We start from the raw sequence: 21,843 nt of genomic DNA, 5'->3' as shown, positions 1-21,843 counted from the left end.
GCGGTACCACCATCATACTGTTTGAGAATTGACACGATTTGTGTCTCGGTGAATCGACTTTTCTTCATTGTTCCCTAAAGTTAAAAATTCCTACTTTTGAATTCTTCGCTTTTTAGGGAAGCTTACGATACGACCTTCACCTTTTTCTTATTTCAACATTTAATGGACTGGTTTGCCGTGAATGTTTCCCTAGGAATAGCCGGACTTTCTTTGTGCTTCTACCTGTGGCGAAGAAAAGAATCATTTGTGGTACCGCTTATTATCGCAATGTGGATTATATTTTTTCCGTTCTTGATAACTTTCGTAATCGTCGCTTCATTGCATTAAACGAACATCAAATTAGGATTTAGGATGATAAGGCACAGGGCTTAGTAAAGTCACCATCACGCTACACGGATGGCGTATGGGCATTAAGCGACCATCAATCCGGTGTGGCAGCTATTTTTAGCAAGCATCGAATATGGCAGAAACTACAAACTCAAAATTCATCAACGCCCCTCCTCACCAAGTATTTCAGGCGTTGGCTGACCCTAAGTCAATTGAAGTCTGGCAAGTACCAGGCGACATGACGGGTAAAATTCACCACTTTGATTTCAAACCAGGCGGTAAATACGAGATGTCGTTGTTTTATCCTGATGCGGATAACACGCAAGGAAAATCCGGTGACAAAGAAGATAAATTCGCAGCCGAGTTCGTCGAAATTATACCTGACAAGAAAATTGTAGAGAAGATCCATTTCGACAGTGGTGACCCTAATCTTCAAGATGCGATGATCATGCAGATTGATTTAGCACCAGAATCAAAAGGAACGAACGTGACTATCTCTTTCAAGAATATTCCGCAAGGTGTGAAGCCTGAAGACAATGAAGAAGGTACAATTTCATCGCTTGAAAAATTAGCACAAATAGTGGAGGGAAAATAAAACTCTTGCGCGGCCCTAGAAACATGAGGATCATAAATCAAGCCACGTCGCAATTTCGCACGCGGCTCGATCTAGTCATCACTTATTCTAATTCCTCTTCATCCCACCGACGATCATAAAAATCCCCGCAAGTATCGACGTTGCTGCTGGCAATGGAAAAAAGTAAATCGCCTCCACAACACCATAGCCAAGAAAAAATACACCTATGATCAGCACCATAGATTTTACAGCACTGTTGTTCGTAATTTGTAATGAGGCTATCCATGTAATTATTATCATGACGATCAAGGTAAGGCCAAGCATCACGCTGTAACCTTCGTGGTGACCACCGAGTGTTTGCGATGTGCCCATGAAATCAAAGTGATGCGTGTCCATTTTTTGAATTACATCCCTAAGGACGGAGTCATCCGTATCCTTCCAGGTAAAGTGACCAACAAGGTGTCCCACGAGGTGAAATACCATCAACCCACAGGCTATGCGCAAGAATGTTTTGGAGTTCATCGTTTTACATGTGTTGAAGTCCTACTTTATTTCCTTCTGAATCGACGAACAGACCAATGTATCCAGCGTCGTTGCTTAGAAAAGTTTTCTCCATAATAACCTGGCCTCCTGAATTTTTAACGCGCGTCAAAATAGGGTCAATGCCTTCTTTTTCCGCATCGAAATAAATGGTTACGCCATCGGTGGTTGGCATGGAAAATTCACTCTTCACCAGGGCTCCACAATTAAACCGATCGTCGGTGGGAAATATAGCGTAGTGAAATTCAGCCAAAGAAAGTCTTTGAAATTCAACGCCGCCAAAAACGAAATGATAGAATGTTATGGCACGGTCAAGGTCAACTACTGGAATTTCGATCCAGTTAATTAAGTGTTTCATGATTGTGTTGTTTTTTCTTGTAAAGATGCCTGAACAGCGCAATCGAAGATTGTAAAAATCGGAAGTCGTTAATCTTTATAAAATATCTTACCGAAGTCGTTCTCTTGAAGTTGATATTTTGATGGAGAAAAACCCGTGAACCGTTTAAAATCTTTTATGAAATGTGCCTGATCATGATAAAAACTATAAACGTCAGCGCCGCTAAAGTTTGTAAAATTTGTCTGCGCCCATGAACGGTAAATTTCCTGAAAGCGCACAATCGTACTGAGATTCTTTGGACTTATCCCAATGCGTGTATGAAATTTCATATTCAACCAACGACTGCTATATCCCGTCTGACGTTCGAGATCTGCAACCTGTATACGTCCACCCGATCCAATGATTTTTCCGATGCAGTATTCGAAGATTTCGTCGCGGTGATGAATTGCGAACTGTGAACACAAAAAACGCTGGACCGATACAACTTTGTCTTGAACGGATTCAGTGTTCGCAATTTGTTCTTCTAACGCCCGCGCGGTTTTTCCCATCAAATCGCTTAATGGTAAAACGCAATTCGTAATGTCTTGAAGCGAAAGACTAAAAAAGCGATAAGCCCCCGCAGGGCTAAACTCAATTCCAATCGTGCCGGAGGGCTCGTCTTTTACCTCACTCACAACGGAAGGGATATCCGCAATACCAATGAGCGTGATCTCATGTGTTGATGATACTTTTTCCTTCCCTTGCATTTGCGCTCGCAAGCCATTCTTAAAGGGGATCACAACCTTTACCAGACCATTGGGAACAATGATATGAAGATCTGATTGCGGAAGCGCCTTGTCGGTTTCGTAAACCCAAAGTTTTTCCACATATCCGCTCAGCATCGGATGAATATCATAGTTGGTAAGTCGCATTGGCGCGTTTCGATTACCTTAATATAACAATAGAGCCTTCGCAAAATGTTAAAGCATACAAGCTCAACTATCAATTAAAACAAAGAACGCACATTTAACAATCACCCAGTTTGGATGACGGGCCTAAAAGCATGTCGCTTACACCTTTCCGAAAAAAAACGAACCAACACACGGATACACGATCACCAAAACCGCATAAATACATCCTCGAAACCAGCATCGAGCAGGACAGCTAAGTGGCTGAAGTATGTAAACTTTAGTTATTCGACCTAACCTAACATCAAATCCAAACAACTATGACGAAACACAGACTACTTGATGACCGTCGTTCTTACAGGAGCAAATGTTCCCCAACGGGAGGCATAGCCGTGCTTATGGTATTGCTCATGATGATATTGGGATCACTTGAGTTGTACGCAGGAAGACCTGGTCAAAGCGCACACACCGTATCCGGCACCATTACTTCGGCTGATGACGGCGCACCAATGCCAGGTGTAAACATTCTGGTGAAGGGCACATTGATTGGTACAGCCACGGATGCCGACGGAAAATATTCGCTGGAGCTGCCCGATGGAAACGGAACGCTCGTTGTCACTTTCATTGGTTATGAACGTCAAGAGATTGAAGTAGCCGGAAGAACTTCGATTAACATTACGCTCACTGCCGACGTATCGCAATTGGCCGAAGTTGTGGTGATCGGATATGGTACGCAATCAAAAGAAACTCTAACAGGGAGTGTCGCAACTGTTGACGCTGAAAACATTGTTAAACGCCCGGTGTCCAACTCACGACTCGCGTTACAAGGTGTAGCACCAGGGCTCACGGTTCAAGATGCGGGTGGCTCACCGGGCGGTGAAGATGTGAGGGTAAGCGTACGCGGCACGGGAAATCTAAATTTCCCAAACCCATTGTATGTGATCGATGGGATACCGCAAGACTTCAGTCGTGTCGACCCCAATGATATCGCTTCCATCTCTGTCCTCAAAGATGCAGCTGCCGCCGCCATCTACGGTTCTCGTGCGGCAAATGGTGTCGTTGTGATCACCACGAAGCGTGGCGCGATGGGACAAAACTCCGTAACCTATAATGGGTACATCGGGATCACTAAACCAACGCGCCTTCCTGAACGTGTGAACATCGGCGACTATTTACGATTGGTGAACGAAGCTTACGCGAACGCCGGGCAACCCGCCAAGTTCAGCGATGAGTACATTGAAAAATCTATCAATCCTGCAAATGAAGAAGAACGACTGCGGTACCCCGACACTGATCACTTCGGATTGATATACGACAAGGGCGTACAGCATTCACATTCCATCGGATTGACCGGCGGAGAACAAATCGGCGCAAAACAATTTCGTTACAACGTTTCTTTCAACTACCTAGATCAAGGTGGGATATTGGTTGTGAATAGCAAGCTTAAGCGATATTCTATGCGGACAAATCTTGATCTTAAATTCAATGAGCGATTCTCTATGAGCATGGACATGAATGTGATTAGAACAGATCGAGATTATCCTGCGCGTGAGAGTGATGTTTACTTCCGATTAATTCACGATAATCCACCGAACTATGTCCCAAAATTTCCCAATGGAAAGTATAGCAAGGTTACTGATTTTAATGCGCTCGCGTTTCTTGAATCGGCGCGCGCAAGGCAACTCAGAAATTACTACTATGTAAACTTAACCGGTACGTTAAAGTTGATGGAGGGCCTGAAGTTAAAAGGAACGCTCGCCCCGCTTAGTGAAACGCTTAGACAAACTTCCAACCGCGACAAGGTTGACTTCTATGATTACAATGGAAATATCATTGCGGGAAATGCATCGCGCTGGGGAATTATCAGTAACGAAGACCGACGCGAGGAACGCTTTGAACTCTACCTTCAAAGCGTGCTCGAATACGAAAAGAACTTCGACAAGCATTTTATCAAAGCATTGCTCGGCGCGGAAAGAATAACACAAAACTTCAATTGGTCGCGTGCCTACAAAGAAGGATATTATAACAATGAACTTGACGCGATTGGTACAGGAGATGTTGCCGTTGATTTTGCCGAAGGAAATGATGAGGCGCTTCGACTTGGATCAGCATTTGGCCGATTGAATTACGACTATGATGAACGTTACCTTCTTGAAGCAAATTTTCGCTACGATGGTGCATCGAGATTTGCCAATGACTATCGCTGGGGATTGTTCCCTTCGTTCTCGGCAGGTTGGGTGATTTCCCAAGAGCAGTTTATGTCAAATGTAAAGTTCATCAACCAACTGAAACTACGAGGGTCCTATGGTGAACTCGGAAACCAAGACATCCGAGATCCTAACAATAACAACACGCCACTGTACTACAACTTTCTCTCTTATGTGACGACTGGAAATCCTTATGCCTTTAACAATACAGCCGTACAAGGCGCCTGGCAAAGTTCATTGGGTGTAGAAAACTTGCAATGGGAAACTGCAAAGATGACCGACATAGGCATCGATGTACAATTCTTCGATGGTAAGTTCGGTATTACGGCCGACTACTATAAGAAAGTAACAGAAGACGTACTCTTCCTCATCCCGATACCTGGTGTAGCAGGCATGCCAACACCACCGCAAAATGGCGTAGAGATTGAAAATAAAGGAATAGAACTCGCACTGAGTTACAACGGCACGATCAAAAAGGATCTAAGCATCTCGGCAACGTTTATGATCTCTGAAAACAAAAACCAGATTCTCGATCTCAAAGGCGCTGGACCTGTATTGCGAAATTCTAATCGCACAGCATTTATCGAAGGAGAAGAAGTCGATGTGATTTATGGCTATAAAACGGATGGACTACTCACACAAGAAGATATCGACAATGGTGTTCCGCTATTATTCAGCAACTCAAAACCTGGCGATGTAAAATACCTCGACATCAGTGGTCCTAATGGTGTTCCCGATGGAATAGTATCAGCGACGTACGATCGCGTTACACTGGGTTCAAGTCTCCCACACTACCAGACAAGTTTAAACGTGAGTCTGCGATACAAAAATTTCGATCTGAGTTTCTTACTGCAAGGTGCGTTGCAACAAAAGTCGATACTCTTTGGTGCGTTGATCGAAGGTCCGAACTGGGAAAACTATACACACAAGGACATGTTAAAACGTTGGACGGAAGAAAATCCAGACCCGAATGCCAGTTGGCCTAGACTTGAACGAAGTGCAACAAAGAGCCAGGAATCGAGTGACTTTTGGGTGCGTGATACGCGGTATGTTAGAATGAAGAACCTCACACTTGGTTACAACTTCAGCCCAGGACTTCTATCAAAAATTGGTTTAGCGACAGCACGTGTATACGTTGGTGCCGATAATTTATTTACGATCAGTCCAGAGGGATTACTTGATCCAGAATTCCCAAGTGGCGGAAGAGTAACCTACTATCCGCAAACAAAAACATTTTTTGCAGGCTTGAATCTCAAACTCTAACCACTACAGCAATGAAAATCAATAACTATATTCTCATCGTGCTGGCGTTGATTATGTGCAGCTGTGGCGACAGTTTCTTCGATCAGAAACCAACAGACAGACTTTCAGACGTCACCTTCTACAAAACAGAGCAAGACTTTCTTATCGCCATAAATGCTGTCTATCCTTATTTGCAAGGGGCCAGTACGCCGAACAATTCAAGTAACAATCAAGGCGGAATTATTGACGACGAGTCCATGTCGGACAATGCGTACAATAATCGAAATTGGACTGGGCATTATCGGGTTGGTAACGGATCGCACAGCGCTAGTGATTTTCAACCGGGTATCACAGGTTCAATTCTCGTGTGGTTCCCACGATATGAAGGGATACGTCGAGCCAACGCCGTAATCAATCGCATTGATGGAATCACGTTCTCCAGCGAAGCCTTGAGAAAAAGAATCGTCGCGGAAGCAAGATTTCTACGGGCGTACTTATATTTTGACCTCGCGTTTAAGTTTGGTAATGTACCTTTGGTAACGCGTGAATTGACGATCACAGAAAGTGCAAACGTAGAACAGAGTTCGCGAAAGGAAGTTATCGACTTTGCATTGTCCGAGCTTAATGCGATCGCAGAGGATCTTCCTACCGCATACACCGGCGCCGATATCGGCCGCATAACAAAAGGCGCCGCACTTTCCTTTCGGGCAAGGTTTGCGTTGTATGCCGCCGGACCAGGTGTACTCAATGATAATAGCTATTATGCTATTGCTAGAGATGCTGCCGAGGCAACAATCGACCTAAATATCTATGGACTTCACAACAGCTATAGCGCACTATTCACGCCAGCCGCTGAAAATAGTAATGAAATAATATTGTCGAACCAGTACGCCGCACCAACGCGCATTCATAATCTATGGGGAACATATGCACCGCCAAGCCAAGGTGGCTCCGGCCAGATCGGTCCGCTCCGCTCCCTACTAGATAGCTATGAAGGAACCGATGGACTACCCATAGCGATCTCCGATGTATACGACGAGAACAATCCTTATAACAACCGCGACCCAAGATTAGACATGACCATCATTCGCCCAGGATCAACCTTCGCAGGAGCGGAGTTCCATCCTACTCGACTCGGTGATCCCGACTATGCTGGTGGTAATTCGTTGACAAGTTCGTTTACAGGCATGTACATCAAAAAATATCTTATTGAATCTGAAAAGTCTACACCGACGCAATCCGGTATGAACGTAATTCTCATGCGTTATCCTGAAGTGCAACTCACCTACGCTGAAGCAAAGATTGAACTGAATGACATTGATCAAACCGTGTACGATGCACTCAACTACGCGCGCCAGAGATCAGACGTAAATATGCCCGATTATACATCGTCAGACTATCCCGACCAAACTACTTTACGCGAAGCAATGAGACGAGAAAGACGTGTAGAACTTGCCCTTGAAGGACAACGATTCTTCGACATCAGACGATGGAAGATCGCAGAAGAAGTCATGAACGGTTCTGCGCTTGGCGCCGATTATGAAGACAACCCTACTACCGATGTCGATGATGACAACGTGGGTGAACCTGTTTTTGTTGAATCGAGAATATTCAATGCGAATCGCGATTACCTGTGGGCGATACCACCAAATGAAGTGGTGCTCAGTAACCTCGACCAAAACGACAATTACTAAAATCAGTTCATCCTTTAAAAGACAAAACCTCGGTGCCCATTACACCGAGGTTTGTTTTTTTCTTACAATCATCATGAGGCTAAACTTATCGCTTTACCTCGTACCAATTATGCACTACGCCTTCATGATCGAAAGTTTCGATAAACTTCAACCCGACCTTCTTAAGAACACTGTTTGAACCGTCATTTTTACAATCTGCGATGGCATATACTTCGCGTGCCTGAAGTTTATCGAATGCGTAATCTAATGACGCCAATGCAGATTCTGTGGCGATCCCTTGTCCCCAAAATCTTCTGATCAGTCGATAGCCGAGGTCATAATAATCCTTATGCTTGTTGGTTTCCTTTACAACAAATTCTAATCCCGTCCACCCCAGAAATCCATTGCTCGATCTATCAATAATTGCCCAACGCCCGACACCATAATCCGCATACTGTTTTCTTATAAAGTCTATGATGCTGACAGCTTCATCCTTCGTAGCTATCGTTTTGTTTCCCAAAAATCGATGAACTTCAGGATCCGCTTGGAGTTCAAACATTGCATCAACATCCTGCAATAATATTTCCCGTATGATTAGTCTTTCGGTTTCTGTAACAATTTTCATGTTGCTGCTAAATTAATAGGTCAAAAAAGAATCAGAAAAGAAATTTGCTAGTCCCTGGTTGCTGTAATCACTTTCTTTATCTCATCAACCACCAGCGTCGTTTCGTCGTGGTGAACATAGTGTCCGCTATTTTCTGCAAGCACGTGTTTGATATGCGGGAATGTTGCCTTCCATCGTTTATGCAAAGCAATTTTCATTTGACTCACGCCCTTCAAAAAAGGTAAAGTCGACTCCGGCATATTCACTGCTGTAATCACTGTTGTCGGTATATCGCCTGAGAACTTAACTTGCTTTCGTTTTAACAGTGCTTCATTCGAACGGAAATAGTGCGCTTCTCTTTTCTTTCCCTCCGGCCAATCAGGATCACGACCAAATTCGTAAAGGCTATCATAACTTTTGATTTCCTCTGCTGTTTTCATTCGGCGGATTTCATCATCAAGGTCTTCTATACCTGGATCAAGTAACACGATGCCCGCTACATTCTCTGGATAGACATGAGCAAAATAACGCGAGATATGGCAACCATAGGAATGACCAACAAGTATATAAGGCCCTGAAATGTTATCACGTTGCAAAATTTCATTTAGCTCAAAGACCAGCGAATCGAGACTACGATCCTTCCCCATAAGCGCTGAGTTTCCCAATCCAGCGCGATCGTAAGAAATTGTTCTCGTCACTTTTGAAACCTCTCGCTGAAGTTTATCAAACGCATCCAAGCCATCTCCGAAACCACTGACAAACACAACAACAGGTTCACCGGAACCGAGCTCGACAATATGTTGATCCCGTCCATTCAAAGAAACATATCTATCCGATGCTTTCTTCGTGCATCCAAAAAAAATCAAAGCGACACAAGCAATTAAAGCTCTCAACATATAACGAAATTAGAATAACGACAACGGACTATTTTCGAGAAAGTATTCTATCATGGATTAAAGCGGGACATGTTGCCCATATAACCAATCGCTATTGTCAACAGGTGCATATTCTCCGCTGAGTACCTTTTTAATTCTCGCGACCCTATCATTGTTTACTGCTTTCTCTCTAACGCAATGGAGTTTATTTGGAATCTATAACTGAGGCGGGTTGCAGTTTCAAGAAACCATCACCTAGGATGACCGCTGATACTCACAAAAAAAGCCGAACATTTACACGCTCGGCTTTGCTATTTTGTCTCGCTTACTAACCCACTGTTTTCAACATCCTCAGCTGATCTTTCAATTGCTTGAGGTGGTCAGTAGCCGTCTTGATCTTGTCATTGAATTCCGCCCGTACACCATCAGCGTTCGATGACTTCCCGAAGAATTCGAGATTGTTCTTCCACAACGAGATGTCGTTTTCTACTTTGCTGATCTTCTTGCGAATGGCGAGCTCTTTCTGGAAAATCTTGCGTTCGGCCATCGGATCATTCTTCAGGTCGCTCAATTGATTTTCCAACAACAATTTGCTCTTATCGTCTTCGCTGAATCCTTGAATCGCAGCCACGAATTTGTCTACAGCCTCGTGATAACGGCTACGGATTGCGTTGATATCTTTGCGTGGCACAAAGCCCACCGCATTGAATTTATCTTGCAATTCGCGAAGCAACTCAGCCGAAGCCGTTTGACCTGTAGCATGTTGTTCGAGTGCAGCGCAAATCTCCTCCTTTATCTTCAGGTTATCGCCTTGTTCCTGATCAACCTTACCCTGCTGGCTTCGACGTTGATCAAAGAAGAAGTCACAAGCTTCCTTAAACTCCTTGAATACCTTCTCCCTAAATTTCTCTGGCACTGGGCCGATATCTTTCCATTTCAATTGAAGGTTCTTCAGTTCATTCGATGTCTTCTCCCAATCATGACTCTCTTTCAAGTCAAGTGCCTTTTGAATCAAATCATTCTTGGCTTGAAGATTTTTTTCGCGCTCTTCGTCGAGCTTTTTGAAGAATATATTCTTGTTATTAAAGAATGTTTTGAATGCCCCCCAAAACTTCTTGTTCACTTCTTTTGCTTTGGCACGCGGTAATCCACCAATGATCTCCCACTGCTTTTGAACTTCTAAAATCTCTTTCGTCTTCTGATTCCATTCCTTAATGCGATCAGAGTTGTAAGTAGCGAAAGGTTGAACATCGTCGCACAACTTGATTTTTAAATCAAGGTTACCGTGAAGCTCCTGCTGAAGTTTCTGTAGGTACTCGTCACGACGGGCATATACTGCATCTGACGCAGCCTTAAAACGCTGCCAAACATTTTCCTTATCTTCTTTCGGAACAGGACCGACGTGCTTAAATTCATGATGCAACTCGTTAAGATCGCGAATAGCATCTTTGATGATCGATACATCGGCCAATTTCTCTGCACGTGCGCAGAGCTCAAGCTTCGACTCAAGATTCTTTCTTCTGTCGAGTTCTTTTAATTCGAAGTAAATGCTTTGATTGTCATAGAATCGATCGATCAAGGCATGGTAACTCGCCCACAGAATCTTGGCTTGCGGGCCCGGAACCGGACCAATGGATTTCCATTCGCGTTGAATTTCTTTAAAAGCATCGAACTGATTGCTTGAATTGTCACCATCAGCTAACACACGAATCTTCTCGATAAGATCTTGTTTTCTTTTCAGGTTATCAGCCTTCTTTTCTTCCAGCGCTCTGATGTATTGACCTTTACGATCTCTGATCAGCTTGATGTTCGCATCAAAAGCAATGTCATTATCATCGCCTTTGTATTCGAAATCTTCGGCCGTACCGCCCGTTGCCGTAAATCGCGACAGCGCCTCGGCACGTTCTTTATCACGATAGTCGTCGTAAAGCGGTTTGATTTCCTTGATGATATGATCAATCCGTTTGAAGTTCGATTCCTTCGAAAGCTCCTTTATAACATTGACCAATTGGCCTTTGGTGAAATGGCTGTAGTCCACATGCTCTTCTTCGAGATGCTCATGCTCTTCGGAATGTTCTTCATGATCTGTTAAATCAATTTCCGAGTGCAATGTGTTACCACGGTTATCAGCTACCCCTGCTATGAGGGATCCCTGCTCGTCTGTTTTTTCTCTTTCCATTTCCATGGTCAATGTTTCTGTTACCAGCGATACAACACGCTGTACGTAAAGTTACTTAAAATTCTAATTCAGTCTTGGGTCAACGGGGTAGTTCGAATATACCGAAAATCGACCTCCCATGTTATCCAGCGCCTTTTTCCAAATATCAGTGGGATTCGTATCAAATAATAGCTCATCCGACACAAAGTCACATACAATCCAGGAATCATCCTCAAGCTCTTTTTCAAGCTGTCCAGGTCCCCAGCCGCTATATCCAAGATAAAACCTTAAATCGGCGGACTTGAGTGAGCTCGTATCTAACGCTGTCATTAAATTCTCGAAATCACCGCCCCAATAGATGTCGTTACAGATCTTAACGGCATTCTCTATTGATGTATTGCGATGAAGAAAATGCAACGTGTCTTGTTGCACCGGACCTCCCACAAACACGACATCATCGAGATGAATGTCTTCCATTACTTCCGAAAGTTTCAAGATAGAAGGCTTGTTAATGACAAAGCCGAATGATCCTTCTTCATTATGTTCGCAAAGCAGCACCACTGTCCGTTCAAAATTCGGATCAGGCAGAAAGGGTTCTGATATCAGGAGTCTTCCCTTCTCCGGTTTCAACTGATTTTTGTACTTGAAAAACTCCATCATTCGTTCCGCTTTGATCCGACCAAGGCAAATGTGCTTTGTATTTCAATACCTAATAAAATACTTCGCCCTCACCTGTGCAAATTTTATTTCTTTAACAAACTTTGGCATTCAAAACGCACACGTATGCAACCGCTATCCGATTTACGCCAAGATTACGCCAAAGCATCGCTTGACATTCAAGATGTTTCGAAAGATCCGATGATTCAATTTGAAAAATGGTTTCAAGAAGCACTTGCCGCAAAGGTACTCGAACCCAATGCGATGAACCTTGCAACCGTCAATGAGGATGGTCGCCCAACAGCACGGATAGTGCTCCTTAAAGGAATTGAGAACCAGAAGTTTACCTTCTTTACAAACTATCAAAGCTTAAAGGGCCGTGAGCTTGAAAAGAATCCGGCGTGCGCGCTCACGTTTTTCTGGCCTGAATTGGAAAGACAAGTGAGAATTGAGGGCATTGCAGAACGTGTAACTGCCGAAGCTTCGCAAGCATATTTTCAAAGTCGCCCACGTTCATCGCAGATCGGCGCGTGGTCGTCACCGCAAAGTTCGATTATCGAAAACCGTCAAATTTTAGAAGAACGTGTAGCACAAATGGAGAAGAAATTTTCCGAACACCAAGTTCTTCCTCGCCCCAATCAATGGGGTGGGTTTGCCGTAACACCTTTGGTAATTGAATTTTGGCAAGGACGACCAAGCAGGTTGCATGATCGCTTACAATTTACCCGCGTGGATGGCCTCTGGAAAGTACATCGCTTAGCACCATAACGGTATCCGATCCCGACAACGAGCCAACACAAATGGTGAGGCTAACGTCAGATCAGGTCAAATAAAGAATTGACGCCAGGAACGCGCCTTACCGTGAAGCCTTCTCCATATTCAACGCCGATACTATGACCGAGTTCTTGCGCACGACCCTCTACCATTTTCATGAACGCTGGATTTGAAATATAGGTCTGCGGCTCTTTGCTACTGGGGTCAAAGAATTGCGACTTAAATGCTTTGATTGAATTCATTTTAGTTTCGAAATGCGCCGAGATATCGACGACTAAATCCGGCACAATGTAATGGCTTTGGATATAGTGGTAAACAACCTTCGGACGCCAAGCCTGTTGCGCGTTACCCTCATCATCTTTGGTTTCGATTTTGACAAGACCAGAAAGAAAAGATGCATCGTAAGCCAACGATGCACCTTTACCATGATCGATATGTCTGTCTGTGATAGCATTACCAATCACAATGGACGGTTGATATTTTCTAATCATCTTGATCACTGGCATTTGAGACGAAGGATCATTCTGAAAAAATCCATCTGCAAGACCAAGATTTTCGCGCACAGAAACGCCGAGGATTTTTGCCGCCGCTGCAGCTTCTTGTGACCGCAATTCTGGAGTACCTCGCGTACCAAGCTCCCCTTTTGTAAAGTCGATTATACCGACCTTATATCCCAATGCGACATGTTTAGCAATCGTTCCCCCTGCACCCAATTCCACATCATCGGGATGCGCAGCAAGAACAAGAATATCAAGCTTCATCAAAGATTTGTTTACTTCTCATCGATCAATTAATGAACGATCTCCATCTCTTTTGCAACCAAGAATTTTTCGGCATCCAGTGCACCCATGCAACCAGTGCCAGCCGCGGTAATTGCTTGACGATACACTTTATCAGCGGCATCGCCCACTGCAAAAACGCCTTCTACATTTGTTTTCGTCGATCCAGGAATAACTTTAATGTATCCCGTTTCGTCTACTTCGATATAGTTTTTGAAAATGTCTGTGTTGGGTTTATGTCCAATCGCCAAGAAGAATCCTTCTATTGCAATTTCTGACTTCAAACCTGTTTTATTATTGACAAGCTTCACACCCATTACACCATGATCATTACCAATGATCTCTTCTGTTTCAGTATCCCAATGGATAACAATGTTCGGCGTATTGAGCACACGCTTCTGCATGATCTTGGAAGCGCGCATTTCGTTACGACGCACGATGAGGTGAACTTTCGTACACATGTTTGCAAGGTATGTAGCCTCCTCAGCAGCTGAGTCGCCAGCACCTACTACAGCAACATCCTTACCACGATAGAAATAACCGTCGCATACTGCACAGGCAGAGACACCACGATTGGCAAATGTTTCTTCAGAGGGAATTCCCAAATACTTAGCCGTTGCACCAGTGGCAATGATTACCGTATGTGCGATGATTTCATCTTTCTCATCTACGATAACCGAATGCGGATAACCACTAAAATCAACAGACGTTACCATGCCGTATCGAACTTGCGTACCGAAACGTTCTGCTTGTTTCTGAAGGTCGACCATCATCTCTGGTCCATTAATACCATTCGGATATCCAGGGAAGTTCTCCACATCGTTGGTGATGGTGAGTTGTCCTCCTGGTTGTCCACCGGTGTAGAGTACAGGTTTCAGTCCTGCACGGGCTGCATAAATAGCTGCTGTGTATCCGGCCGGACCGGAACCGATAATCAAAACTTTAACTTCTTCTTTTGCCATGTTTCTATTAGCGTTGACGTAAGGGAGTAATAAAAGGCCTCGCAGACGAGACCCTAAAAATATCTAAAAAATCATATTCTATCCTAAGTCGAGTTTCAAAGCTTTTCTTCTTGATGTATGCCGTAATCTTCTGATTGCCTTTTCTTTGATTTGCCTAACACGTTCGCGTGTTAATTTGAATTTTTCGCCAATTTCTTCTAAGGGAAGCGCGTGTTCACCATGTAGACCAAAATAGCGCACGACCACATCTCCTTCCCGCTTTGTCAACGTCGACAATGCACGTTTCACCTCGACTCTCAGGGAGTCTCCCGGCAGTGAATCAGGTATTTCTTCACTATCGTTCGTAAGAATATCGAGCAAACTATTTTCCTCACCTTGGATAAAGGGGGCATCCATGGAGACGTGTCGAACGGAGATCTTCATGGTATCTAACACTTCGGCCGTAGTTAAGTGCCGAATCCACAATACCGTAAAGGAGATGAACAACTTAAAACCGCGTGTTTCATCAAACCGCTGTGCAGCCTTAATGAGGCCCGGATTACCTTCATTGTCACCAAGCGTTAATCCTTGGTTTTGATATTGTTTAGAAACTGAGACAACAAAATGCAGATTTGCTTTTGTTAGTTTTTCGAGCGCTACTTGATCGCCTTCTCTTATTCGTTTCGCCAGGTGAACTTCTTGCTCAGGCGCAAGGAGATCGACTTTTTCAATTTCTTGAAGCCCCTTGTCAAGCGATTGGCTTTCGCGATTCGTGATCTGTTTACTGATCTTTAACGGTCTCATCCTTGGAACATTCGTTAAGGTAACGTTACGAGGTGAACAGATAGTTCCATTCACCTCGTTACCTTAACAATGATCAAGCTTGAGTAGTTTCCGGCTTAGGTGGACGTGGAATCAACACCTTTCTAGACAAGCGGAATTTACCAGTCTTTTTATCTACTTCAATAAGTTTAACTTTCACTTCTTCGCCTACTTCAAGCACACCTTCCATCGTTTCGAGGCGTTCCCACTTAATTTCAGAGATGTGAAGCAAACCATCTTTCCCTGGCATGAATTCAACAAATGCACCAAATGGCATAATTGACTTCACCTTACCTTCATATACTTCACCAACTTCTGGTACGGCAACGATATTCTTGATGCGGCGAAGTGCTGCATCCATGATCTCTTTGCTACTCGCGAATACGTTCACAACGCCTTTGTTGTTTACCTCTTCGATAACTACCGTTGCACCCGTTGTATTCTGGATATCTTGAACCACTTTACCACCTGGGCCGATTACCGCACCGATCATGTCTTTCTCAATGATGACAGTTTCAGCACGTGGCGCGTGAGGTTTAAGATCGTTTCTAGATTGCGATAAGGTCTTCTTCATTTCGTTCAAAATATGAAGTCTTCCTTCTTTCGCTTGAAGCAATGCCTCTTCTAACACAGCGTATGTAAGACCATCTACTTTCAAGTCCATCTGACATGCCGTGATCCCCTTCTCAGTTCCGGTAACTTTAAAGTCCATATCGCCGAGATGATCTTCATCGCCAAGGATGTCAGAAAGAATTGCATATTTACCTGTGCTGCTATCAGAGATCATACCCATCGCGATACCTGAAACAGGTCCACTAACAGGAACACCAGCATCCATCAGCGCAAGTGATCCTGCACAAACAGTTGCCATCGATGATGAACCATTGGATTCTAAGATATCAGAAACGACACGGATTGTGTATGGATTTTTCTCGTCAGCAGGAAGCACTTGCTTCAGCGCACGGAACGCAAGGTTACCGTGACCTACTTCTCTTCTACCCGGACCACGGTTAGGTTTTACCTCACCTGTTGAGAAGCCTGGGAAGTTATAATGAAGGATAAACTTGCTAGAACCTGAAATCATTGCGCCGTCGATCATCTGCTCGTCGAGCTTGGTTCCAAGTGTAACGGTTGTCAAAGACTGCGTCTCACCGCGTGTAAAGATTGCAGAACCGTGCGTTGATGGAAGATAATCCACCTCAGACCAAATCTGTCTGATCTCACGTGTTTTACGACCGTCGAGGCGAAGACCTTCGTTAAGTGCGAGGTCTCGACATGCCTTCTTCAAAATATCTTTGTAGTATTTCTTAACAAGAACCTTATCCACGGTTGTATCCTCAGGCAATGACTCGAGGTATTCGTCAAGGGCTTTGCCGAGCGCCGAAGAACGCTCCTTTTTGTTTGTGAGCAATTGACGTGCTGCGCCATACACCTGCGGATAATATTTATCGAAGAGTTCTTTTTTGAGCGCTTCGTCTTTATTCTCGTGGCTATAGGTTCTCTTCTCAGTCTTGCCAGCTTCTTTTGAAAATTCGATCTGAACTTTGCATTGTTCGATAATGGCTTCGTGCGCTATTTTCAAAGCTTCAAGCATATCTTGCTCGCTCACTTCCTTCATTTCGCCTTCAACCATCAAGATGTTTTCGATAGATGCGGCTACGATCAAATCGATATCGGCAGACTCTTTCTGCTTCATCGTTGGATTGATCACAAACTTACCATCGATTCTTGCCACACGTACTTCTGAGATCGGTCCTCCAAAAGGAATATCTGAAACAGAAAGCGCAGCAGAAGCCGCGAAGGCAGCCAACCCATCAGGGAGAGCATTTTCATCACCGGAGATGAGATAAATCATTACTTGCGTGTCGGCATGATAGTCGTCCGGAAACAACGGGCGAATGGCACGGTCTACCAAACGGCTAATCAACACTTCGTAGTCAGAAAGTTTGCTTTCACGTTTCAAAAAGCCACCAGGCACTTTACCTGTTGACGCGAATTTTTCTTGGTAATCGACAGATAGCGGGAGGAAGTCAGTGCCTTCTTTGGCATCTTGCGCAGACACTACCGTGGCAAGGAGCATTGTGTTACCCATCCTCAACACAACAGAGCCATCAGCTTGACGGGCTAGTTTTCCAGTCTCTAGGGTAATTTCGCGGCCATCTGGTAGCTTACATGTCTTGGTTATTACAGTCGGTTTCATAATCGTAAAAAATTAAAAGAAGAGCCAATCCTGAAGGGGCTCTTAGGTAGTAGTTAAAATGCAAAAAGGGAACCTTTGTTCGGGTTCCCTTTGGGGAATGTCGATTTCTTATTTTCTAAGATCCAGATCCGCGAGCACAGCTCTGTAGCGGCTGATGTCCGTATTCTGGAGATAGTTCAGGAGCTTCTTGCGCTTACCTACCAGCTTCATAAGACCTTGCTGTGTTGCGAAGTCTTTTTTATTTTCTTTCAAGTGACCGGTCAAGTGATTGATGCGGTGTGTAAAAAGAGCGATTTGCGATTCAGGAGAGCCGGAATCAGTTGCTTTTTTACCTGCACCGTGCTTCTTGAATAATTCCTGTTTGATAGCCGTTGTAAGATACATCTCTAAAAAATGTTTTTATCCTTTTATTTCAGGGGGCAAAGGTAATCCAAAATGCTGCAATTTTCCAAGCATTGCCACAATTTAGTTTAGGCCAAGCTTGTTTTTGATTGTTTTTTACGCTTGATCCATCGCGTTACCTTATCGGCCACAACACTGTAGAAATCAGCCTCAAAGAGGCGCGCATCCGCACGCGCTTGCTTCAGGAAGAATAGCCCCACAAAAAACAGGATCAAATCAGCCATCCAGACTCCGAAGATTACATTGATCGTACCTTGCTTAGCCAATTTTTCGCCCTGCATGGTTACAACATAGTAGATAATAAAGAACAGAATAGACACCAAAAAAGGCACCCCTAACCCACCCTTCTTGATAATAGCACCCAGCGGCGCGCCAATCAGGAACATGGCAATACACGCAAACGAACTCGCGATGATCTTATGCCATTGTATTTCGAATACACGCCTATCTTTTTCGAAATTATCGATCTGAACATTCGCGTTTGCAATCTGACTTTTCAGCTGGCGTGCGGAATTTGCCGCTGATTGATAAGCCATGGCATCAGGGGAGGCTTGGAATATGCTATCGAGTTTATATGCAATAAGAGAATCACTCAGTGGCTTTTTAGTCGTTGCCAGTGTGACATTAGTTGGCTTTTGGAAAGATTGCTTTTTCTGCCTTTCAATACGCTTACGCTTCTGTTCAGCACGTCTCTGCGCTAACTTTCTTTGAGACACATCTGACTTTTCCATATTACCCACAACCGTATTCTTTTTCCGTTCTGCCCTCTTCGCAGCGTCTATGGCCCTCACACTATCCGCCTTAGCGAGGGCCAGTTTCTGCGCACTTGAATCAACCGGCGCGGATGGTGTTGTGCTTAAGTGTGGCGGATTCATTCGCTGTGTATACTTCGCCGTCTCGAGTGAATCGTGAGATTTCTTGTAAGCTTTTACATCGGCTGGTAAAGGAATCGAGTCCTGTGGTGCGTAATACGAAAACATTGAAGACCGACTATAATAATGCGTGAGGCGTTGCGCAAGAATTTGATTTCGAAGCGAATCAATGTCATAATCCAATTCATTCATATTGCGCATCTGACGATTCCCCTGAAACCACTGCTTATCTGTTCTTTTCAACTGAAAAGACGACAGATCAAATACCACCTGCGTCTTGGCGAATTGGCTCCTACTAAGCGATTCTGAATTGCGAGACTTTTGACCTGCCAGTGCCCTTTCATTACTTGCGCCCTCCGTGTAGTTATATCCCCTGAATAATTCCAACTTCATATAGTTGTCATTCAGAATACTATACATTTTACCGGAGTCGGCAATGGTCACTTCCTTGTTGCCGTCGTTCTTCCTGTGATCATAGATAATCACGTTCTTCAATGTAACACCATCGGGATATTTTTTATCAACCTTAATACTGATATCATCGAGACCATTGTAAAAGGCCCCCTCTCTGAGGTCGAGCGCGGGCTTCTTATGCTTAATGTCGTATAGTAGGCTATACGCTTCAAGCGCTGCTTTTGGAACCCAATAGTTATTTGCGTAGAACGCGAGGCCAGTAAGCAAGAGTACAAAAAAGAATATGGGCTGAAGTGCACGGATCAGTGATATCCCCGCGGCTTTAATGGCCGTAAGCTCAAAGTGTTCGCCCAAATTTCCGAATGAAATAAGCGATGACAACAGCACCGCGAGCGGGAGTGCTGTAGGAATTGTAAAGATCGCGAAGTAAAGAAAGAGTTGACCGAGCACCACACTATCTAAGCCTTTACCAATGATGTCGTCAAAGTACTTGAGCATGTTTACGTTCAAGAGAATAAAGACCACGACCAAGAAAGTGATCAAGAACGGGCCAAGAAATGCACCAAGGATTAACTTATCGATCTTCTTCATTCAGAAAGCAAACTCAAAAATAAGGCCAATGACGGGAAAAGAAAAGATAATTATCGGTGGTCGCGTGATGGTGATGGAGTAGAGCTACCCTCCGACTGTCTTTCGTAACGCGTCGATAAGACCATCCCAAAGATCTTGAAGCTCCCTGAGGTCATCGAAATCAGAATAGTCAAATATCTTGATGAACACAGATTGGGTTAACTCATTGAACTCAAGGCGAAGCTCAAAGTATGATGGGTCGGCTGCGTCGTTATCGTTCTCAGGGAGAAACTCGAACCTCGCAAAATGATTGGTGCGATGCGCTACCTGGCGGGCCTTATGCTCCTCGTTGTCCCAATAGAAAGTGTAGGTTTTACTTTCGTTATTGATACGCACATCGTCGGCAAACCACTCCGAAAGTCCACTCGCACTTTGAATGTATGGATACAGCATTTTTATCGATGCGTGTATTTCGTAATCGGCAGTGAACAACCTTTTTTTTGCCATGCTTAATATTGCCATGTCCCTTTAAAACATCACGAATGAATATAGAGCATTTTGCTTTGAATGGCAAAATATATTCATCAGCAATTCAAAGTGCAGAAGGCAGCGAGACAATATTACCTCAGGACAGAATGAAATGATTGGTGAGTGGATTGAGATTCCGATCGCGTTTTGTAATAAAAGCAAAAACCACAAAGGCCTAACTGAAGCGCTACTATTGACAATATGACCAAAACTATCTCCATAGAATAACCGTGAGAATTAGTTAATAATCAAATGTAGTTGAATAGATTTAACATGCTAATTTTAAAGAGTTTATATGCATTTAACTACGGTGATTGATCAAATACAACCTACCAATGAACTTAACGCGTGAAATTTTGAAGGAACACGGGTCAAAACAAGCCCATAAAATCGCGCGTTATGCCAGTTCATCTCCTTTAACATTTAAATTACTTATCGATACTTATCTTACTGGTCCTTATCGCGTTACTCAACGAGCATCATGGCCTATATCAATTGTGGGCGAGGCGCATCCCAAACTCATTCGACCGCACTTAAAAAAGCTCTTGGACTTCATGGTAAGGGATGATGTTCACGATGCCGTCAAACGCAACACCATGCGCGTTTTGCAGTTTGTCGAGATACCCAAGCGGAATCACGCGCAGGTTATCGACATCTGCTTCGAACTCTTACAAAGTAAAAGGGAGGCGGTAGCGATAAAATGTTTTGCGATGACGGTGCTCAGTAGAGTTATCGACGACAAACCTGAACTGCAACGAGAATTGAAGATTATTCTGGAGGATCAACTCCCCTATTCGACGGCCGCCTTTAAATCCAGAGCGACGAAACTGATCAAGAGATTGCCAGGTGTGTAGACTTGATGGGTTATTGCATGAGTTTGCTGATTAGGTCATCCGTAAGCTGATGTTCTTCATCTGGTGTCATCTGGCGGTACTGAACTAGCACCTGCGCGGCTTGTTTGAACGACTTGGTCATCACCAATGTAAGCGCCAGGTTAAAATAACTATTGGTAAACGTCGGCTCGATTTCGATCGCCGCTTCGTAGTGCAATTTTGCTAATGGGAAATTTCCAACCTCCGAATATAGGTTAGCAAGGTTATAGTGTGCTTCGAAATGACGCGGGTCTTCCTTCAGACTTTTTGTGAAGAAATCTATGGCCTTCGGAAAGTTGCTGATTTGTGTTTCCATGATACCGAGATTGCAATAGGCATCGGCCACGGAATCATTCTCATGAATTGCTGTCAGGTATTGTTTCTTTGCACCTTCATGGTCGCCATTTTCGTCGAGCATGAGCGCTTCTTCGAAAGCGGTGAGTTGGTTAAGCTTAATAATCTTACCACCTGCGAATAGATTCAATTGGCCATTCTTTGGCGGCGTCGATGGCTTTTTCTTGCTAACGCGCTGAGGTCCAAACTTCTCCGGAACGGGATTATGAAATTTTACAACTTTCGCCATGATTT

The 21,843-nt window shown here is 44.0% G+C and carries 20 protein-coding genes; 5 read left to right on the top strand and 15 right to left on the bottom strand.

What is annotated here, in order from left to right; translation table 11 throughout:
- Positions 1 to 460 precede the first annotated feature (460 nt).
- Positions 461 to 922 carry an SRPBCC domain-containing protein gene (locus DQQ10_RS25890; RefSeq protein WP_112749857.1) on the top strand — a complete coding sequence of 154 codons (462 nt, stop codon included), beginning with the start codon at positions 461 to 463 and terminating at the stop codon, positions 920 to 922.
- 87 nt (positions 923 to 1,009) lie between these two features.
- Here DQQ10_RS25890 and DQQ10_RS25885 read toward each other — a convergent pair whose 3' ends face one another.
- From DQQ10_RS25885 to DQQ10_RS25875, 3 genes are all read right to left on the bottom strand, one after another.
- On the bottom strand, positions 1,010 to 1,423 hold the full coding sequence (locus tag DQQ10_RS25885) for an LIC_13387 family protein (protein ID WP_133259768.1): 414 nt from the start codon (positions 1,421 to 1,423) through the stop codon (positions 1,010 to 1,012).
- A gap of 4 nt (positions 1,424 to 1,427) precedes the next feature.
- Positions 1,428 to 1,799 (bottom strand): VOC family protein, encoded by a 372-nt coding sequence (locus tag DQQ10_RS25880; protein WP_112749855.1) that lies wholly within the window; start codon positions 1,797 to 1,799, stop codon positions 1,428 to 1,430.
- A gap of 68 nt (positions 1,800 to 1,867) precedes the next feature.
- Complete coding sequence (locus tag DQQ10_RS25875) at positions 1,868 to 2,689, bottom strand: helix-turn-helix domain-containing protein (protein WP_112749854.1); 822 nt, start codon at positions 2,687 to 2,689, stop codon at positions 1,868 to 1,870.
- A gap of 296 nt (positions 2,690 to 2,985) precedes the next feature.
- Between DQQ10_RS25875 and DQQ10_RS25870 the strand changes: the two genes are divergently transcribed.
- Both DQQ10_RS25870 and DQQ10_RS25865 read left to right on the top strand, forming a co-directional pair.
- Positions 2,986 to 6,135, top strand: a complete 3,150-nt coding sequence (locus DQQ10_RS25870) for a SusC/RagA family TonB-linked outer membrane protein (protein ID WP_112749853.1) — start codon at positions 2,986 to 2,988, stop codon at positions 6,133 to 6,135.
- A gap of 11 nt (positions 6,136 to 6,146) precedes the next feature.
- Positions 6,147 to 7,808: a RagB/SusD family nutrient uptake outer membrane protein gene (locus tag DQQ10_RS25865; protein ID WP_112749852.1), complete on the top strand. Its 1,662-nt coding sequence runs from the start codon at positions 6,147 to 6,149 to the stop codon at positions 7,806 to 7,808.
- A gap of 85 nt (positions 7,809 to 7,893) precedes the next feature.
- Here DQQ10_RS25865 and DQQ10_RS25860 read toward each other — a convergent pair whose 3' ends face one another.
- The 4 genes from DQQ10_RS25860 to DQQ10_RS25845 form a co-directional block, all read right to left on the bottom strand.
- Positions 7,894 to 8,412 (bottom strand): GNAT family N-acetyltransferase, encoded by a 519-nt coding sequence (locus tag DQQ10_RS25860; protein WP_112749851.1) that lies wholly within the window; start codon positions 8,410 to 8,412, stop codon positions 7,894 to 7,896.
- Between the two features lie 47 nt (positions 8,413 to 8,459).
- Positions 8,460 to 9,287: an alpha/beta fold hydrolase gene (locus DQQ10_RS25855; RefSeq protein WP_112749850.1), complete on the bottom strand. Its 828-nt coding sequence runs from the start codon at positions 9,285 to 9,287 to the stop codon at positions 8,460 to 8,462.
- 307 nt (positions 9,288 to 9,594) lie between these two features.
- A complete protein-coding gene (locus DQQ10_RS25850; RefSeq protein ID WP_112749849.1) occupies positions 9,595 to 11,451 on the bottom strand; it encodes a DUF349 domain-containing protein in 1,857 nt (618 codons plus the stop codon).
- A 57-nt stretch (positions 11,452 to 11,508) separates the two neighbouring features.
- The gene (locus DQQ10_RS25845; RefSeq protein WP_317047969.1) at positions 11,509 to 12,084 is read right to left on the bottom strand and encodes a YqgE/AlgH family protein; all 576 of its coding nucleotides are present in this window, start codon (positions 12,082 to 12,084) and stop codon (positions 11,509 to 11,511) included.
- A gap of 123 nt (positions 12,085 to 12,207) precedes the next feature.
- On the opposite strand from DQQ10_RS25845, the gene pdxH reads away from it, so the two are divergent.
- Positions 12,208 to 12,849, top strand: a complete 642-nt coding sequence (gene pdxH, locus DQQ10_RS25840; RefSeq protein ID WP_112749847.1) for a pyridoxamine 5'-phosphate oxidase — start codon at positions 12,208 to 12,210, stop codon at positions 12,847 to 12,849.
- Between the two features lie 47 nt (positions 12,850 to 12,896).
- On the opposite strand, the gene bshB1 is transcribed toward pdxH, so the two are convergent.
- The 7 genes from bshB1 to DQQ10_RS25805 all read right to left on the bottom strand — a co-directional run bounded on the left by bshB1 (position 12,897) and on the right by DQQ10_RS25805 (position 20,362).
- Entirely contained in the window at positions 12,897 to 13,616 is a 720-nt protein-coding gene (gene bshB1 / locus DQQ10_RS25835; RefSeq protein ID WP_112749846.1) for a bacillithiol biosynthesis deacetylase BshB1, read from the bottom strand.
- A 29-nt stretch (positions 13,617 to 13,645) separates the two neighbouring features.
- Entirely contained in the window at positions 13,646 to 14,596 is a 951-nt protein-coding gene (gene trxB, locus DQQ10_RS25830) for a thioredoxin-disulfide reductase (protein WP_112749845.1), read from the bottom strand.
- A gap of 78 nt (positions 14,597 to 14,674) precedes the next feature.
- Entirely contained in the window at positions 14,675 to 15,379 is a 705-nt protein-coding gene (locus DQQ10_RS25825) for a sigma-70 family RNA polymerase sigma factor (RefSeq protein ID WP_112749844.1), read from the bottom strand.
- Between the two features lie 73 nt (positions 15,380 to 15,452).
- Positions 15,453 to 17,597 (bottom strand): polyribonucleotide nucleotidyltransferase, encoded by a 2,145-nt coding sequence (pnp, locus tag DQQ10_RS25820; protein WP_112749843.1) that lies wholly within the window; start codon positions 17,595 to 17,597, stop codon positions 15,453 to 15,455.
- Positions 17,598 to 17,705: 108 nt separating this feature from the next.
- Complete coding sequence (gene rpsO / locus DQQ10_RS25815; RefSeq protein ID WP_112749842.1) at positions 17,706 to 17,981, bottom strand: 30S ribosomal protein S15; 276 nt, start codon at positions 17,979 to 17,981, stop codon at positions 17,706 to 17,708.
- Between the two features lie 86 nt (positions 17,982 to 18,067).
- On the bottom strand, positions 18,068 to 19,876 hold the full coding sequence (locus DQQ10_RS25810; RefSeq protein WP_112749841.1) for an LptF/LptG family permease: 1,809 nt from the start codon (positions 19,874 to 19,876) through the stop codon (positions 18,068 to 18,070).
- Positions 19,877 to 19,960: 84 nt separating this feature from the next.
- Entirely contained in the window at positions 19,961 to 20,362 is a 402-nt protein-coding gene (locus tag DQQ10_RS25805) for an START-like domain-containing protein (RefSeq protein WP_112749840.1), read from the bottom strand.
- A gap of 356 nt (positions 20,363 to 20,718) precedes the next feature.
- Here DQQ10_RS25805 and DQQ10_RS25800 point away from each other — a divergent pair, with 356 nt between their 5' ends.
- The gene (locus DQQ10_RS25800) at positions 20,719 to 21,237 is read left to right on the top strand and encodes a hypothetical protein (protein ID WP_112749839.1); all 519 of its coding nucleotides are present in this window, start codon (positions 20,719 to 20,721) and stop codon (positions 21,235 to 21,237) included.
- 10 nt (positions 21,238 to 21,247) lie between these two features.
- Here DQQ10_RS25800 and DQQ10_RS25795 read toward each other — a convergent pair whose 3' ends face one another.
- Positions 21,248 to 21,838, bottom strand: coding sequence for a tetratricopeptide repeat protein (locus DQQ10_RS25795; RefSeq protein ID WP_112749838.1), 591 nt, complete (start codon positions 21,836 to 21,838; stop codon positions 21,248 to 21,250).
- Positions 21,839 to 21,843 lie beyond the last annotated feature (5 nt).

Source organism: Pseudochryseolinea flava (assembly GCF_003286915.1).
GTDB classification, from domain to species: domain Bacteria; phylum Bacteroidota; class Bacteroidia; order Cytophagales; family Cyclobacteriaceae; genus Ohtaekwangia; species Ohtaekwangia flava.
The sequence above is the reverse complement of the archived record's forward strand: the minus strand, read 5'-3'. Positions and strand labels throughout refer to the sequence as shown.

Coding starts and splice junctions, on each gene's coding strand:
- DQQ10_RS25890 (WP_112749857.1), top strand. CDS start 461: ATGGCAGAAACTACAAACTCAAAATTCATCAACGCCCCTCCTCACCAA.
- DQQ10_RS25885 (WP_133259768.1), bottom strand. CDS start 1,423: ATGAACTCCAAAACATTCTTGCGCATAGCCTGTGGGTTGATGGTATTT.
- DQQ10_RS25880 (WP_112749855.1), bottom strand. CDS start 1,799: ATGAAACACTTAATTAACTGGATCGAAATTCCAGTAGTTGACCTTGAC.
- DQQ10_RS25875 (WP_112749854.1), bottom strand. CDS start 2,689: ATGCGACTTACCAACTATGATATTCATCCGATGCTGAGCGGATATGTG.
- DQQ10_RS25870 (WP_112749853.1), top strand. CDS start 2,986: ATGACGAAACACAGACTACTTGATGACCGTCGTTCTTACAGGAGCAAA.
- DQQ10_RS25865 (WP_112749852.1), top strand. CDS start 6,147: ATGAAAATCAATAACTATATTCTCATCGTGCTGGCGTTGATTATGTGC.
- DQQ10_RS25860 (WP_112749851.1), bottom strand. CDS start 8,412: ATGAAAATTGTTACAGAAACCGAAAGACTAATCATACGGGAAATATTA.
- DQQ10_RS25855 (WP_112749850.1), bottom strand. CDS start 9,287: ATGTTGAGAGCTTTAATTGCTTGTGTCGCTTTGATTTTTTTTGGATGC.
- DQQ10_RS25850 (WP_112749849.1), bottom strand. CDS start 11,451: ATGGAAATGGAAAGAGAAAAAACAGACGAGCAGGGATCCCTCATAGCA.
- DQQ10_RS25845 (WP_317047969.1), bottom strand. CDS start 12,084: ATGATGGAGTTTTTCAAGTACAAAAATCAGTTGAAACCGGAGAAGGGA.
- pdxH (WP_112749847.1), top strand. CDS start 12,208: ATGCAACCGCTATCCGATTTACGCCAAGATTACGCCAAAGCATCGCTT.
- bshB1 (WP_112749846.1), bottom strand. CDS start 13,616: ATGAAGCTTGATATTCTTGTTCTTGCTGCGCATCCCGATGATGTGGAA.
- trxB (WP_112749845.1), bottom strand. CDS start 14,596: ATGGCAAAAGAAGAAGTTAAAGTTTTGATTATCGGTTCCGGTCCGGCC.
- DQQ10_RS25825 (WP_112749844.1), bottom strand. CDS start 15,379: ATGAGACCGTTAAAGATCAGTAAACAGATCACGAATCGCGAAAGCCAA.
- pnp (WP_112749843.1), bottom strand. CDS start 17,597: ATGAAACCGACTGTAATAACCAAGACATGTAAGCTACCAGATGGCCGC.
- rpsO (WP_112749842.1), bottom strand. CDS start 17,981: ATGTATCTTACAACGGCTATCAAACAGGAATTATTCAAGAAGCACGGT.
- DQQ10_RS25810 (WP_112749841.1), bottom strand. CDS start 19,876: ATGAAGAAGATCGATAAGTTAATCCTTGGTGCATTTCTTGGCCCGTTC.
- DQQ10_RS25805 (WP_112749840.1), bottom strand. CDS start 20,362: ATGGCAAAAAAAAGGTTGTTCACTGCCGATTACGAAATACACGCATCG.
- DQQ10_RS25800 (WP_112749839.1), top strand. CDS start 20,719: ATGAACTTAACGCGTGAAATTTTGAAGGAACACGGGTCAAAACAAGCC.
- DQQ10_RS25795 (WP_112749838.1), bottom strand. CDS start 21,838: ATGGCGAAAGTTGTAAAATTTCATAATCCCGTTCCGGAGAAGTTTGGA.